Origin of the sequence: Mastigocladopsis repens PCC 10914 (assembly GCF_000315565.1) — a bacterium.
In the GTDB taxonomy this organism is placed as follows: domain Bacteria; phylum Cyanobacteriota; class Cyanobacteriia; order Cyanobacteriales; family Nostocaceae; genus Mastigocladopsis; species Mastigocladopsis repens.
Genome location: NZ_JH992901.1, coordinates 2573307 through 2589149 on the forward strand (window position 1 = coordinate 2573307; position 15843 = coordinate 2589149).

The window sequence follows — 15843 nt, forward strand, 5'->3', positions numbered from 1 at the left end:
GGAACACTGGAGGACAAAAATGGCTGGTTCAACATCACAGGTACTGCATCTAAAGACAAAATCTCAGAAAATCGTAGAGGAAGAAACTAGTCATCTAGCAGCAAAGCCACACTCTGCGGTCATTTACAGCATGACTCATGCGCTTCCAACAAGAGTGGGATTTTGCGTTCCTCGGATATCCCATGATCCCGGATATATGCAGCGCTTACAGGCTTTGCTTGCTTATGAGCCTTGGGTCATCATTCAGGAAGTCAATCGCATGGCAGGGTCTATTGTCATTACCTACGAATCTGGGATCATGTCAGATTCTGAAATGCGCCTGTATTTGGCTAGTCTGATTCAATCTGCTAGCAACGTAGAACAGACAAAACCAGCAACTCAAAAGCCAATAGCTAACGCCTCTTTATCTCAAAGAGCCACTCATCCAAGTGTTGCACAAGACAAAGAGGATGGTTATGAAACTGTGCATGTGGGTGTCTCCTCTGATCCCCGATCAGTTGGGATGGGAGTATCCTTGGAATCTAAATCAGAGAGGGCTGGAAAGAAGCCCACTCCAACAAGCCAGTCCAATCATTATCTTGAAAAGACTCATCAAAGCGCAAAGCAACCAGCAACAGTAGTATATAGCATTGCTCATGCAATTCCTGGACGAGTGCGTTTCCGCGTGCCTCGAATAGCCAAAGACTCAAAATATGTCCAACGGTTGGAGGCGTTGCTCAAAGCAGATCCTGTAGTCACAGGTGATCGCCCTGAAGGGGCGATCACTTTGCGCTATCGCGTTAATAACGCGGCAGCCTCAATTGTTATTACCTACAAGTCTGAAGCAATGCCCAATTCCCAAAAGCGTTCTTTGAGCCTTTTAGAACAAGCCATATCATATTTATCCAGTCTGATTCAATCTGCTGCTAGCGATACTCTAGTTCCCATAAGTTAACCAGAAGATAGGCAAGCCCTTCCTTGGAAGTAGGGTATCTGGGTGTTCGGTAATAGGGTAGTTTTAGACTTCCCCTACCTTCTTAATGCACCCTATCGGTCTCTCGTTGAGCAGGCTTTTGAAAATCCAATTTGAACAATTTTTGTATGAGAGAGAAGAAATGGCAGAACTTAGTGTGCAATTATCACCTTCCGGAGGTCATGTTTCCCAAGTAGCTGTAGCGGCAAAAAATGGGAAAATTTCTTTAGTGGAGAGCAATGGACACTTACAGGTTCAGTCTCCCAAAGTTCCATACAGCCTTGTGCATACGATTCCGGGAAGGATGAGGTTGCGCGTACCTCGCTTGCGTTATGATGCCGACTATGCACAGCGCCTGCAAGTCTTGTTGGAGGCTGACACTGTTGTGACAAGTGTCCGTATTAAGCCTGTGGCGGCGTCAGTGACTGTGACGTATAAATCCAGCAAAGCTTCAGATGCTAAGATGCGATCGCATCTGGGCTATTTGATTGAAGCTGCTAGTGAAGTTATCGTTCTCAAACCCTCCAAGCCACAACCCGCCTCGGATACAGAAGAACAATCTTGGCCAGGGATGCAACTTTCGGCTCTAGCGACGGCTTTAGCTGTTTTGGGTGGACCATTAGGATTGACTATTCCGCCTGTAATGGTTGCGGGAAGCATAGCCCTTGCCACTTTGCCCGTTGTCAAACGAGCTTGGGAGGGGATCTGGGTTGAGCGAAAACTCAATATTGACTTTCTGGATTTTATGGCAATAGCTATTACCACAGTCCAGGGTCAATTTCTCACGCCGGCGCTGATGCTAAGTTTAATTGAAGTTGGCGAAAATATACGCGATCGCACGGCTCGTTCTTCGGCAAAACAAACTCTGGATCTGCTCAGTTCCCTCGGACAGTTCGTCTGGGTTGAACGTGATGGTGAAAAGGTGCAAATTCCTATTCAAGACGTGCAACGAGGGGATACGGTAATTGTTTACCCTGGCGAACAAGTCCCGATTGACGGTACTATCGTGCGGGGTAAAGCACTGCTGGATGAGCAAAAACTGACTGGTGAGTCAATGCCGGTGTTAAAGAAAAAGGGACAAACCGTTTATGCTTCAACTCTCGTAAGAGAGGGACGAGTTTATATTTTAGCGGAACGCTTAGGTAACGATACCTGTGCCGGACAAAGCATCAAGTTAATGCAAGAAGCTCCTGTCCATGATACCCGTATGGAAAACCATGCCCTGAATATTGCTCAAAAAGCAGTCCTGCCAACATTGCTACTTGGCGGGGCAGTATTTGCCACAACCCGTAACCCAGCACGAGCAGCCAGCGTCTTCACTCTCGACTTTGCCACTGGTATTCGTGTATCAGTTCCAACAACGGTTTTGGCAGCACTCACCTATGCAGCGCGGCGCGGTGTTCTCATCCGTAGCGGACGAGCGTTAGAAAAACTCGCAGAGGTTGATACCATTGTCTTTGATAAGACAGGCACACTGACTAAAGGTGAAGTGGCTGTTGTTGGTGTTGAAAGTCTTAATACAACCTCAACAACACGAGTGCTGGAACTAGCGGCTGCTGCTGAACAACGTTTGACTCACCCAGTGGCAGAGGCAATTGTACGCTATGCCCAAACACAGCGAATCGAAGTTTTGTCCCGTAGCAAATGGGACTATCAACTTGGCTTGGGTGTTCGAGCACAAATTGACGGCGAGACTGTTTATGTAGGTAGCGAGCGCTTTCTGCGTACTGAAGGCGTTGCGATGGATCTTAATGGACACCAAAAGCAGGCAACTTCAGTCATTTATGTCGCTAGCAATGGTCAACTTCAAGGTAGAATAGAGTATAGTGACATACTCCGTCCAGAAAGTCGAGAAGTTATCACAGCGCTGTTGACAGTCGAAGGTGTGGAAGTCCACATGCTCACTGGGGATAACAGGCGGACTGCTAGTGCTGTTGCTGCTGAATTAGGAATTCCTCCGACGCATACCCACGCAGAAGCTTTTCCTGAGCAGAAAGCAACGGTTGTCCAAAAGCTGCACGAACAAGGCAAGACAGTTGCATTTGTTGGCGATGGGATCAATGATTCGCCGGCTTTAGCTTATGCTGATGTTTCCGTTTCCTTCGCTAACGGTTCTGACATTGCCCGCGAAACGGCTGATGTCGTGCTGATGCAGAATGACTTGCATGGTTTGTTGGAGGCAATTGAAATTGCCCGCAAAGCCAGGCAATTGATTCGGCAAAATACGGGTTTAATCGCCATTCCTAACATAGGGGCATTGTTGATAGCAGTTTTGTTTGGTCTTAACCCCTTAGCAGCGACGGTAGTTAACAATGGCTCGACCGTGGTTGCGGGAGTCAATGGTTTGCGCCCAATTCTCAAAAGCCGCAAACGAAAAACTCTACCATCGGTAGGATGAGATAGCTGTCCAAAAAACAGTATAGTTGCAAATTTTCTAAAATTTTTCAATACACAGGAGGAAAATAGTCATGGCACCTAAAATTACTGACTTTGTTGAAGACGCTGGTGCACCCGGTATTATAGCTGGTATTGGAGCAGTACTCTTAGCACCTGTGGTCATTCCAGTTGTAGCTGGCATTGGTAAACCGATTGCCAAGTCACTGATTAAAGGCGGACTTGTCCTTTATGAAAAAAGTAGGGGAGCTGTTGCAGAACTTGGCGAAACTTTCGAGGACATGGTAGCCGAAGCCAGAGCAGAACTTGCTGAGGGAAGACAGTTACCAGCAGTTGATGTTGCAGGAACCTCTGCTGATAATACGCCCGATAACGGTGTATAAGTGAGAATTCCATAAATGTAGAGACGTTGCACTGCAACGTTTCTACACAGGTTCCTTTTTTTCTTGTTTTGTGGCTGAACCAGGGAAGACCTACTCAGAGGCTCCGCCTCACATTCTGCAACTACGGTCATCCATTGGAATTTACAATATTTTGAAATTTTGAATTGTTTAAGAGGGCACTTAAGTGTCAAAAAACGGTTTTGTCAGTCTCACTCAGATGCCGATAAATATGAATGCAGAATATATAAAAACCGCATTTAAACCTATATCTACGCGGGTTGTGAGTTCTACACCTGGAAGGTTGCGTTTGAGAGTTGCACAGCCCCATCGTCAAACTGAAGATATGCAACGGATTGCCAATGCACTACAAGCACATGGCAACATTAATCAAGTACGTACTAATATCCAACATGGCAGTATTGTTATACAACACGATAATCAAGATGGCAGTCTTGAGAATGTTGTTGCCACGCTAAGAGATTTAGGCATTATTTTTGGCGATATCACGCTAAGAAAATCTGTAGCAGCAACGGGTGTGTCGAATGCAGTTGTGGACTTGAACAACCGAGTTCAACACGCAACAAATAATGTAGTTGATTTGCGATTCCTTTTTCCTTTGGGACTAGGTGTCCTTTCTATGCGACAGTTACTTGCCAAGGGGCTGCAATTCGATATTATTCCCTGGTACGTATTGGCATGGTATGCCTTTGATAGTTTTATTAAGCTACACGGAGTTAGTCAGGCTCAATCAAATGGTGGGGAGTCTTGAGTCAATGCCTATGAAAAGGTTCTCTTTTGTAAGTAGAAGGGATTAATTAAATAAAAACTCTCGCGTCAGGGTTTTAGCCCTTTAAAATCCTAGACAGAGCGATTTATCGCTCACTACAAACAAAAATTTTATCTTACATTTAATTACGTTCACCTACTTATGAAATACACCTAATTGTAGGGGGAAACAGCTATTTGCCTCTACAGGAAAATCGCAAGAAACCAGATCTCTTTTTTCCTTTTTTGAAACTGAAATATGATAGCATGACTTCTAAAAAACGGTCTAATTCTGATAAAAGTGCTATTCTCAATCTGCATCGACAACCTAAAAAAACAACTATCGGTGTAGCTAATAAAACAGCGCCACCCCAAAAGATATCCTATAGCGTTGCCCATGCAATTCCGGGACGTATTCGTTTTCGTATTCCTCGGCTAGTCATAGATTGTGAGTATGCAGATAAACTCAAGCAGGTCATAGAATCCGACTCTAGAACTACGAATGTCCGTGTTAACGCTACAGCTGCATCCATTGTTATCAATTATCAACCAGGCATAATTTCAGATGACCAAATGCGATCGCATCTGGTAAATCTTATTCAAACCGCCCCAAATATAGTTGTACCAACCCAAGCAACGGCAAAATCAATTGTGGGAGTTATCTTTGATGCTATCATCAACCTGATTGATAGTACACGTAATATTAACAAAGCGCGTAACGCAATTGTGTATCACCGATTCAGGACAGACGGCTGGGAGCGCTTACTCTCTGGTGCGAAAACCATCATCAAGCGGCTAAAATCTGCCATTATGTTCGTCTTGCCTAATAAGCGAGGCGATAAGGTAGGCTTACAGCCTTTCAAGTTGCAAGCTGCTGGCGTAGACGATGCACTGTAAGCTGTGCTGAAACAGTTGCTTTCACATCGTTTCGGGAAGATAAGGGCTTGACTTCAAATCAGCGTACGTAGAAAAATGGGCACTCATGACTTCAGTAAAATACCCTATAACAATCCTTTGGTGCGGACAATACATACTGCTGTTAAAGGAAGAGCTAGATATAAGGTAAATGGACTTTATTGTTCGCAAGCTCTCAAAAGATACCTTGAATTGCGATTGTCAGAAAAGGAAGGTATCGGGCAGGTTCATGCTAATCCTTACACAGGAAATGTTCTTATTTTTTTTGATTTAGATTTCAGCCTAAATGCAATCGCCTTACTCATCCAAGGTATTGTTTTAGATTACAGCAAACAGGCAAAGAAATCACCACTGACGGGTGAAATGCCACTTGCTAAAACAACTGAAGCCCTTACCATGCAGGATGTTCCCCTTGATGATCAGGTGAATATGGTTGACACGGGGACAAGAGTTACTGATGGACAGGGCGTTGCTGTGGTTGCGGTAACCGAACAATATACGCTCAGGCACAACCAAAACATGGTTGGCGAAGCCATACTGCCTGAAACGCCCATGCAGAAACAATTAGACCAAGTGGGTAGTCAACTTGTTCTGGTATCAGGGGCAGTTTGCACCCTTGTCTTTGGCACCGCGTTGCTGCACAGATATGGTCTTGACAAAGGCATTTTGTTAGCAATTCAGAAGTTGCACACGCCACTTCTTGATCGCATCATGCTTAGTATCACTTTTCTTGGTGATCCAGCAGTTTTGCTGTTGATTTGTTTGCCATTGGTCATGGGATCGCTGTATTCTAAGCGTCGCGGGGAAGCAACTACCTTGGGCATAGCCGCAGTCGGTGCAATCTTGCTCAATTGTTTGCTGAAAGTGGTCTTTGGTAGGGCACGTCCAGCATTGTGGAACTGGCTGATTGATGTGGGTCAACACAGCTTTCCTAGCGGTCATGCAATGGTGTCAATGGTGATTTACGGCTTCATAGGGTATATCCTGGCACAGGAGTTTCGTCAATGGCGGGGACATATTTTTGCCTTGACCGTTGTCTTAATTGTGGCGATAGGTTTTAGTCGGCTTTATTTAGGCGTACACTGGCCCACTGATGTGGCAGCTGGCTATGCCGCAGGTTTAGTATGGTTGATTGCCTGTATTCTCAGGTTGGAATGGCAAAAATATCGCTCCTCCACCTCCAGTATGGGAGTCGCCTCCCATACTTAGGGTTAACGCAAAGGTTAAGTTCTCCCCCTAGCGTCTCTAAATCTTGGGTAGTGCAGTTGTCTCTCTTGAGGAGCCGCCATCAGTAAAACCTTTTCCAACAGCCAAGGTGCAATGCGGTTGCACCACACGGCTAAATGACTTTGCCATCCTATCAAGATTTCAGGTGAATCTCTTGCTAGTCCGGCAACAAGTGCCTGAGCCACTTTTTGGGGAGTCGTGGGTAGCACCCACCGAAACCACTGTAATTCTCGCACCATATCAGTATCAGTCAAAGATGGCAGCAATGCTATCACCCGGATATTATGTGCAGCTAGCTCACCGCGCAGAGCTTGGGTAAACCCGACAATTGCAAACTTGGTAGCTGAATAAGTTGCCATTGTCGGCGCTGCTATCTTGCCCATCAAACTAGAAACGTTAACGATTGTCCCTGAGCCTTGAACCACCATGCGTCGGGCAACTATACGAGTTATGGTGTACATTCCGATAAGATTAACAGCTATCTCTGTCTGCACATTTGGCAGTCGAGAGTTTAAGAAAGGCGTTTGGTGTGCAACTCCAGCACAGTTGATGAGCAGATCAATTGGTCCGTGATCTCGCCAAGCTTGGGCGATCGCAATATTCACTTCCACGACTTGAGACAGATCCAAAGGCAGGGTGACGACTTCCACACCAAGCATCTCTATTTCAGTGGCTACTTCACCTAACCGAGTCGTGTCCCGTGCCACCAACAACAGGCGTTTGACTCCTTGCTTTGCTAATTCGATGGCGATCGCTTGCCCAATACCACGTGAGGCTCCAGTCACCAGAGCCGTCTTTCCTTGAATATTCATAACTAAAACCTCCAGAGTTGAAGTCTCACCGCGCTAGCACGCCAGTGCCAAGTAGAAAGATTTTGCATATGACATCCTCGGCGTGGAGTGAGACGAAACAGACTTGCGATTGGGGTATGAGTTGAAAGAAACCCTTGGCAGTAAGAAATTTCTGAGAAATCTAGCTTGTCTTACCGCATTCAATGAGAAAAACTTTGGGTATGTATTTCGTCAGACTTTGGTAAAATTTGAGTTGGACTGGTAATACGTAAGAGTTAAGCAAGTAAACAAGCGTCTGAAGTCGTTGTTAGCGTAGCCAAACGAGCGGCAAATCAATTCCTTAGCCGTCTTGCTAGAAAACGGAGTAAAGCTGTCGAAGATATATCTTTGCTGACAATTCACCAAATCAGTGAATCAGTAAAAAGCTTAGATTGACGTAAAGCATGGATAGCACCTCTCTATAGATACTCGTATCTACCAGAACTAACTTTCTATGCACACCCTAGCAAGGGGATCAAGTACCTGCAATATTTATTAACAAGAATCCTTAAATTTTACTTAACTTTACAAAGCTCTCATAAATTAAGGGTATAGCAACTTGCTGCATTCTTGGTCTTAGCAATCTCTTAATTAGAAGTGACAAGATTATGAAAAAACTTATTAATAAACCTGAAGACTTTATACGTGAAACGCTGGAAGGTATGGCAGCGGCCCATGCTGATTTCATTAAAGTCAACTATGAGCCAACCTTTGTCTGTAGAGCCGATGCACCCGTACAAGGGAAAGTAGCAATTATTTCAGGTGGTGGTAGCGGTCACGAACCAATGCACGCGGGGTTTGTGGGGATGGGAATGCTGGATGCAGCCTGTCCGGGAGAAGTTTTCACTTCTCCTACCCCTGACCAAATGTTAGAAGCTGCTAAGAGGGTAGATGGTGGGGCTGGTATTCTTTATATCGTCAAGAATTACAGTGGCGATGTGATGAACTTTGAGATGGCAACGGAATTAGCTCGTAGTGAGGGTATCCGGGTGCTAAGTGTTGTGATTGATGACGATGTGGCGGTCAAGGATAGTTTGTATACACAGGGACGCCGAGGTGTCGGAACAACAGTGCTAGCAGAAAAAATCTGTGGTGCAGCAGCACAGCAAGGGTATGATTTGCAACAGATAGCTGATTTGTGCCACAGGGTGAATCTGAATGGACGGAGTATGGGGATCGCGCTCACATCCTGCACAGTACCCGCCAAAGGAACGCCAACATTTCAACTAGGCGATCGCGAAATGGAATTAGGCATAGGTATCCACGGTGAACCAGGACGGGAGCGCAAATCCTTGACATCAGCCGACGAGATGACTCAGATGCTAGCGCTATCAATTATTGAGGATTCACCCTATACCCGCACAGTCCGGGAGTGGAATGAAGAAAAAGGTGAATGGGTAGAGGTGGAATTGATTGATCCCACTTTTGAAAAAGGGGATAAGCTACTGGCTTTCGTCAACAGCATGGGTGGTACTCCCATTTCTGAACTTTATATTGTCTACCGCAAACTGGCAGAAATCTGCGAAAAGAAGGGATTGCAAATTGTGCGAAACTTGATTGGTCCTTACATCACTTCTTTGGATATGCAAGGTTGCTCAATTACACTGCTGAAGTTGGATGATGAGATGGTTCGGTTGTGGGATGCACCTGTGAAGACACCGAGTCTGCGGTGGGGAGTTTGAGTTATGGTGACAAAAGAGCAGATTTTGCGATGGTTGCAAACATTTGCAGGCGAGATAGAGCAGAATAAAGACTATTTGACAGAATTAGATGCAGCGATCGGTGATGCTGACCACGGGATCAATATGGATCGTGGCTTTAAAAAGGTGAACACTCAGTTATCGACTGTTGCAGATAAAGACATCGGTAGTATTTTGAAAACAGTCAGCATGACTTTGATTTCCTCAATCGGCGGTGCGAGTGGTCCTCTTTATGGAACTTTATTTCTGCGAGCTAGTGCAGCCGTAGCTGGTAAGCAAGAACTGACTAACAATGATGTGCATGAGATGCTCAAAGCGGGATTAAATGGTGTCCTTGAACGTGGCAAAGCGCAATTAGGCGATAAGACAATGGTTGATGTGCTTTCCCCTGCTGTAGCAACTTTTGGGCAAGCTGTCAGTGAGGGTAAGAGTACATTGGAAGCAATGCAACGAGCTGTAGCAGCAGCAGAACAAGCGATGAAGGATACTACACCGATGGTTGCCAAAAAAGGACGGGCTAGCTATTTGGGGGAACGTAGCGTAGGACATCAAGATCCGGGGGCAACTTCGTCTTATTTCATGTTAAAGAGTTTGTTAGCGACGTTTGCAGATTCTAACAATAACCCAGTAAGCTAGCCGAACACTTGCAATGATTCAATGAATGTTCTAGATGCTGCCGAAGGTGACACCTTGTTGTTTAAGCCACTTGCGATAAGCGATAGAATAGCGATCGCTCGGCAGATGGACTTCTGCTTGCAAGTCCAAAGGGAGGCGTTTTGGTCGCTGCGATTCTACAATGACTTTGTCTTGACTCATAATCTGGTTTTCCATAGCAACAAAAGCTGAATCTGGAATTTTATAAAGAAAGTTCTCAACCACCCAAAACGAGAGAACGCACTCTTCCTCATCGACAGGGGTCACCATGAAAAATAGATTCATGCAGCTATCATTGTCGCCGCGTCGTTGGAAGTATCCAAGCAGGGGTTGGCAAAGGCGGTATTGGTAAGTAGCGAAAAACATGGGTGCTGAGGGATCTCCCGACGCTGGATCTAGTTCCCAAATGCCAAATTTAAAACTAATACCATCTGGATGCGACTCTAAGTCATAATGCGTCACCTCAGGACGACGGGAGTCGGCGAATATTCCTTTATGCACAAAGGCAAAGTGAGTTGGATCAATGAGGTTTTCAATGACACGTAGAGGGCTAGAGTTGAAGTGGTAAGGACCGCACAAAATTTTGCGGAAGGAAGGATCTTCCCAATCTGGAATTGCAGGAATGTCATTTTGTGGTGTTCCCAAACAAACCCACAGCATACCGTGGCGCTCTTGAATGTGGTAAGTTTGGATACAAGCTCTTGCAGGAGGCGGCTGATCTGGGGTAGCTGGAACTAGCACACATTTGCCGTCGGTGTTAAAGGCTAAACCGTGGTAAGGACAGACAAGATTATCTTTCTCGATCCATCCTAGGGAGAGGCGAGCTCCCCGGTGAGGGCAAAAGTCTTGCCACGCTAGAGCTTGGTCGCCATTGTGCCAAAGGACTATGTCTTCACCTAGTAGACGCTTTTGTAGAACGGTTCCGGGTTGCAGGTCTTGCGAGTGTGCTACGACATGCCAATTATGCAGCAAAAACTGGTCTTGCACCATGAGGGTTGCACTCATCGGGTTAGAGATTGTACACGATAATTATTCTAGTAAGATTTTATTTGGGTTATCTAAGGTAACTAAACTTAGTACAGCTTTGCATTCATTCGTGACGTTTTAATTTGTAGTAAGTGCTTTATCACTCTTCGTGCTTACTAGCAACGATATGCATCAACTTTATTTCGTTACCAACTTTTGCAATCCTGTACTTAGTTTCTTCTTTGGGATTCTTCTTTGGGAAACTGTAGGTTTGGTATGGTAAAAATTCCCAAGCAATTAAGTTAAAATTCACCCAATCTCGGCAATGACAAAAAGTTACTATTATGGTAAGCAAAGCCAACAATCTCCCTTTTATATAAAAAGCACCTGTGATACCAATTAATTTTGACGCGTTAATCAGTGCAATTACTGGTATTGCCAACCCAATAATTAAAGAAAAGCTTCAACGTAATGAGACTGTCATCAAATTATTAAAGCAATTTAACCTTGATCCTGAGCATCCGCCAGCGGATTTCAGCGCAGTTTACGCCTACGCCTTGGTAGAATACGGTGTAGGTAAACCTAAGCCATTCCTTGAACTTTTCCGGCGAGAAGAAATAAAACAGGCTTTCCGCAAGGCATTAGACCACAACAACCCCTCAATTCTTCTCTCTGAGGTTGATGCTTTTCTCAATGGGTATACCTTGGGTGATGAAATTAGAAATTTGGGACTTGAGATTAGGCGAGAAGTTGCCGCCTTTGCCACCGTCTTTATCGAAGTTGCTAAACGCAGTCGGACACCTGCTGATGTTTTAATGAACCAGCAGATAGGTTCCCTACATAAAAGGATAGCAAGTCTCCAAGAACACCTTGAAAGGCTGCCGACATTGGAAGGAATGAGAACAGAGATAGCACGGTTGGCGTTACCATCTGTAGAGACGCGCCATGGCGCGTCTCTACAAGAAAAGAAATGTAGAGTAATAGCTTTAGCCCAGCAGATGCAAGGCTGGTTTGAAACGTTGGGCTACCGCTTTGAAAAGTATGAAGTTTGGGAAGACAACTATTTTGAGTGGATTATTGACATCCCTGCACGACGTAACCGATATGACCGCATTCTTGTGCGTGGAATTGAGGGAGAGGCGGGACTGGGCGATGTGATGGCTTTGCGACAGTCGGTAGAAGCGCAAAGAACAGATGAAGGGTGGTTGGTAACGGCAAGGCGCATTTCACGGGCGGCGCGTGATGAAGTGGAGAAAGAGGAAAATCGCCACCTTGACTGTTACACTTTTGACGAACTCATAGATCAGGATGCTGACTTTAGCGGGTATCTCGACTGGCTAGAGGCAGAAGTCAAACACCGAGAAATTGACAAAAAGTATGTGCCGCTAGCCTGTAGTAAAGAAGAGTTTGACCCAGTTAATAAGCGCCGAATAGGAGTCAGTCGTTACGATGAACGCGACGGCTGGATTGATGGTTATCTGGATTTGTGGTTAGATGACCCTGCGAAGGAGCATATCTCTATTTTAGGAGAGTTTGGCACTGGTAAAACTTGGTTTGCCTTTCATTATGCTTGGACTGCACTGCAACGCTATCGCGATGCCCAAAAACGCGGCGTTGAACGTCCCCGCCTACCTTTGATCATCACACTCCGCGACTATGCCAAAGCACTCAACGTTGAGAACGTTCTGGCAGGTTTCTTTTTTACTCAACACAATATTCGCTTAAACAGCGAGGTTTTTGACCAACTTAACAGCATGGGTAAGTTGCTGCTGATTTTCGATGGCTTTGATGAAATGGCAGCGAAGTGCGATCGCCAACAAATGATAAACAATTTTTGGGAGTTGGCGAAAGTCGTCGTTCCCGGTGGTAAAGTCATCTTGACTTGTCGCACTGAGCATTTTCCAGAAGCAAAAGAAGGACGTGCTTTGCTAAATGCAGAATTGCAAGCGTCTACCGCCAAGTTGACAGGTGAAACGCCCCAGTTTGAAGTACTGGAACTAGAGAAATTCAACGACGAGCAAATTCGGCAGGTGTTGTCATTCCAAGCTGAATCTAGCACAGTTGAGCAGGTGATGGACAATTCGCATCTGTTGGACTTGGCACGTCGTCCGGTGATGACTGAGTTAATTTTAGAAGCATTGCCAGAGATTGAAGCAGGTAAGCCAGTAGATATGTCGCGGGTTTACCTGTATGCAGTGCGGCGTAAGATGGAACGAGACATCAAAGCGGAGCGTACTTTTACGTCTCTGGCAGATAAGCTTTACTTTTTGTGTGAACTTTCCTGGGAAATGCTGTCTACTGACCAGATGAGTTTAAATTATCGCCTTTTCCCCGACCGAATTCGTCGCTTATTTGGTGATGTTGTTCAGGAAGAGAAGGATTTAGACCACTGGCATTATGACATGATGGGGCAGACGATGCTGATCCGCAATGCGGATGGTGATTATACTCCGGCGCATCGTTCACTGTTAGAGTTTTTTGTGGCTTATAAGTTTGCGGCTGAGTTGGGGGCGTTAGCTGATGATTTTCTTGAATTGGCGCAGGCGCAGTTGCATATAAATAATGATGCACCATCAGTTGATGATACTTGGTCATCTTATTTTTGTCGCCAGGTGGATGAGATGGGGCAGATTTTGCCAAGTGGGCCGCTGAGGAGATTTGTAAGTGAGTCGTTGGAGAAGTTGAGGGAGAGTTTTGGGAAAGCGCCTTTTACAAAAGCTGTGATGGATTTGCTTTTGCCGATGTTGGATATTAATACTTCTATCACTTCATCATCCCATCACCCAATGATCAAAATTCTTGAAGCGACACGCGGCAAAACAGAAGCTGAAGTGGGTTACATCGGAGGAAATGCGGCGACGCTGTTGGTGAAGGTTGATAAGGCGGCGTTGGAAGGCAAAGACCTTAGCCATGCTACGATTAAAGGCGCAAATTTTAGTAATGCCAGCCTGCGCTTTGTTAACTTTACTAATGCAAATTTGGCTGACTCTGTTTTTACTAAAGTCTTAGCCACTGTTCGGTCAGTGGCATTTAGCTCAGATGGAAGACTTTTAGCTACAGGTGATTATGATGGTATGGTTCGCTTATGGGAAGCTACTAGTGGGAGAGAACTTTTAACCTGTAAAGGACATACTTATTGGGTAAATTCAGTCACTTTCAGTCCCAATGGTGCAACACTTGCCAGCGGTAGTGGTGACCAAACGGTGCGGCTATGGGATAGCACAAGTGGAAAATGCCTCCACATCTTACAAGGGCATACCAATTGGGTAAGTTCAGTCGCCTTCAGTCCCAATGGTGCAACGCTTGCCAGCGGTAGTGATGACCAAACGGTGCGGCTGTGGGATAGCACAAGTGGAGAATGCCTGCATATCTTTCAGGGGCATACCAATTTGGTACGTTCCGTCGCCTTCAGTCCAAATGGTGAAACGCTTGCCAGCGGTAGTGATGACCAAACGCTGCGGTTATGGGATACCAAAAGTGGAGAATGCCTGCATATCTTTCAGGGGCACACCAATTGGGTAAGTTCAGTCGCCTTCAGTCCCAATGGTGCAACGCTTGCCAGCGGTAGTGATGACCAAACGGTGCGGCTGTGGGATAGCACAAGTGGAGAATGCCTCTACACCTTACAGGGGCACACCAGTTGGGTACGTTCAGTCGCCTTCAGCCCAAATGGTGCAACGCTTGCCAGCAGTAGTGGTGACCAAACGGTGCGGCTGTGGGATAGCAAAAGTGGAAAATGCCTCCACATTTTACAGGGGCATACCAATTGGGTACGTTCAGTCGCCTTTAGTCCCAATGGTACAACACTTGCCAGCGGTAGTGGTGACCAAACGGTGCGGCTGTGGGATAGCACAAGTGGAGAATGCCTCTACACCTTACAGGGGCACACCAGTTGGGTAAGTTCAGTCACCTTTAGCCCAAATGGTGCAACGCTTGCTAGTGGTGGTGACCAAACGGTGCGACTGTGGGATAGTACAAGTGGAGAGTGCCTCCACATCTCACAGGGGCATACTAATTGGGTAAGTTCAGTCGCCTTGAGCCCAAATGGTGCAACGCTTGCCAGCGGTAGTGGTGACCAAACGGTGCGGCTATGGGATACCAAAAGTGGAGAATGCCTCCACATCTTACAGGGGCATACTAATTGGGTAAGTTCAGTCACCTTCAGTCCAAATGGTGTCACACTTGCTAGTAGTAGTGGTGACCAAACGGTGCGGCTATGGGATACCAAAAGTGGAGAATGCCTCCACATCTTACAGGGGCACAGCAATTGGGTACGTTCAGTCGCTTTCAGTCCAAATGGTGTCACACTTGCTAGTAGTAGTGATGACCAAACGGTGCGGCTATGGGATACCAAAAGTGGAGAATACCTCCACACCTTACAGGGGCACAGCAATTGGGTACGTTCAGTCGCCTTCAGTCCAAATGGTGTCACACTTGTTAGTAGTAGTGATGACCAAACGGTGCGGCTATGGGATACCAAAAGTGGAGAATGCCTCCACATCTTACAGGGGCACACCAGTTGGGTAAGTTCAGTCACCTTTAGCCCAAATGGTGCAATGCTTGCTAGTGGTGGTGACCAAACGGTGCGGCTATGGGATAGCAAAAGTGGAGAATGCCTCCACATCTTACAAGGGCATACCAATTGGGTACGTTCAGTCGCCTTCAGCCCAAATGGCGAAACGCTTGCTAGTGGTAGCGAAGATGGAACCATTAAGCTATGGGATGTTAAAACGGGAGAGTGCCTAAAAACTCTAAGAAGTGAAAGACCTTATGAAGGCATGGACATCACGGGCGTTACAGGTTTAACCGAAGCAGAGAAAGCAACGCTTAAAGCTTTAGGCGCAGTGGAGTTGTAGAAATGTAGAACCGGGAAAAGTAGGGCAAGAAAAGCGATGGCGCAGAACGCCCACAATCATGCGATCGCACTACTTGCTCATTAGTGACATCTTGCCGTTTAGTCTTTGTATTGCAGTGCCATCTAAACGCAAGTCGGTGCATTGTTAATGCATCGGCTTGCATTGTTAATGCATCGGCTTGCATTGTTAATGCATCGACTT

12 protein-coding genes are annotated in these 15843 nt (G+C 45.9%); 9 read left to right on the forward strand and 3 right to left on the reverse strand.

The annotated features are described in order from the left end of the window. Positions 1-19: 19 nt before the first annotated feature. The 6 genes from MAS10914_RS30135 (at position 20) to MAS10914_RS0113655 (ending at position 6618) form a co-directional block, all read left to right on the forward strand. Positions 20-934 (forward strand): hypothetical protein, encoded by a 915-nt coding sequence (locus tag MAS10914_RS30135; protein ID WP_017316494.1) that lies wholly within the window; start codon positions 20-22, stop codon positions 932-934. Positions 935-1094: 160 nt separating this feature from the next. Beyond that, complete coding sequence (locus MAS10914_RS0113635; RefSeq protein ID WP_026082542.1) at positions 1095-3350, forward strand: heavy metal translocating P-type ATPase; 2256 nt, start codon at positions 1095-1097, stop codon at positions 3348-3350. 70 nt (positions 3351-3420) lie between these two features. Further along, positions 3421-3729 carry a DUF5132 domain-containing protein gene (locus MAS10914_RS0113640; RefSeq protein ID WP_017316496.1) on the forward strand — a complete coding sequence of 103 codons (309 nt, stop codon included), beginning with the start codon at positions 3421-3423 and terminating at the stop codon, positions 3727-3729. 184 nt (positions 3730-3913) lie between these two features. Beyond that, entirely contained in the window at positions 3914-4498 is a 585-nt protein-coding gene (locus MAS10914_RS0113645) for an HMA2 domain-containing protein (RefSeq protein WP_017316497.1), read from the forward strand. A 263-nt stretch (positions 4499-4761) separates the two neighbouring features. Further along, a complete protein-coding gene (locus MAS10914_RS0113650) occupies positions 4762-5391 on the forward strand; it encodes an HMA2 domain-containing protein (protein WP_033365949.1) in 630 nt (209 codons plus the stop codon). Between the two features lie 75 nt (positions 5392-5466). After that, on the forward strand, positions 5467-6618 hold the full coding sequence (locus tag MAS10914_RS0113655) for a phosphatase PAP2 family protein (protein WP_017316499.1): 1152 nt from the start codon (positions 5467-5469) through the stop codon (positions 6616-6618). 14 nt (positions 6619-6632) lie between these two features. Here MAS10914_RS0113655 and MAS10914_RS0113660 read toward each other — a convergent pair whose 3' ends face one another. Further along, on the reverse strand, positions 6633-7448 hold the full coding sequence (locus MAS10914_RS0113660; protein WP_017316500.1) for an SDR family NAD(P)-dependent oxidoreductase: 816 nt from the start codon (positions 7446-7448) through the stop codon (positions 6633-6635). A gap of 626 nt (positions 7449-8074) precedes the next feature. On the opposite strand from MAS10914_RS0113660, the gene dhaK reads away from it, so the two are divergent. Continuing rightward, entirely contained in the window at positions 8075-9148 is a 1074-nt protein-coding gene (dhaK, locus tag MAS10914_RS0113665; protein WP_017316501.1) for a dihydroxyacetone kinase subunit DhaK, read from the forward strand. Between the two features lie 3 nt (positions 9149-9151). Then, a complete protein-coding gene (dhaL, locus tag MAS10914_RS0113670) occupies positions 9152-9802 on the forward strand; it encodes a dihydroxyacetone kinase subunit DhaL (protein WP_017316502.1) in 651 nt (216 codons plus the stop codon). A 30-nt stretch (positions 9803-9832) separates the two neighbouring features. Here dhaL and MAS10914_RS35540 read toward each other — a convergent pair whose 3' ends face one another. Further along, on the reverse strand, positions 9833-10825 hold the full coding sequence (locus MAS10914_RS35540) for an aromatic ring-hydroxylating dioxygenase subunit alpha (RefSeq protein ID WP_017316503.1): 993 nt from the start codon (positions 10823-10825) through the stop codon (positions 9833-9835). Positions 10826-11175: 350 nt separating this feature from the next. Between MAS10914_RS35540 and MAS10914_RS0113685 the strand changes: the two genes are divergently transcribed. Further along, on the forward strand, positions 11176-15642 hold the full coding sequence (locus MAS10914_RS0113685) for a WD40 domain-containing protein (RefSeq protein ID WP_017316505.1): 4467 nt from the start codon (positions 11176-11178) through the stop codon (positions 15640-15642). Here the strand turns inward: MAS10914_RS0113685 and MAS10914_RS34955 are convergent. After that, complete coding sequence (locus tag MAS10914_RS34955; RefSeq protein WP_198014975.1) at positions 15614-15826, reverse strand: hypothetical protein; 213 nt, start codon at positions 15824-15826, stop codon at positions 15614-15616. The two genes, MAS10914_RS0113685 and MAS10914_RS34955, sit on opposite strands and share 29 nt — an antisense overlap. Positions 15827-15843 lie beyond the last annotated feature (17 nt).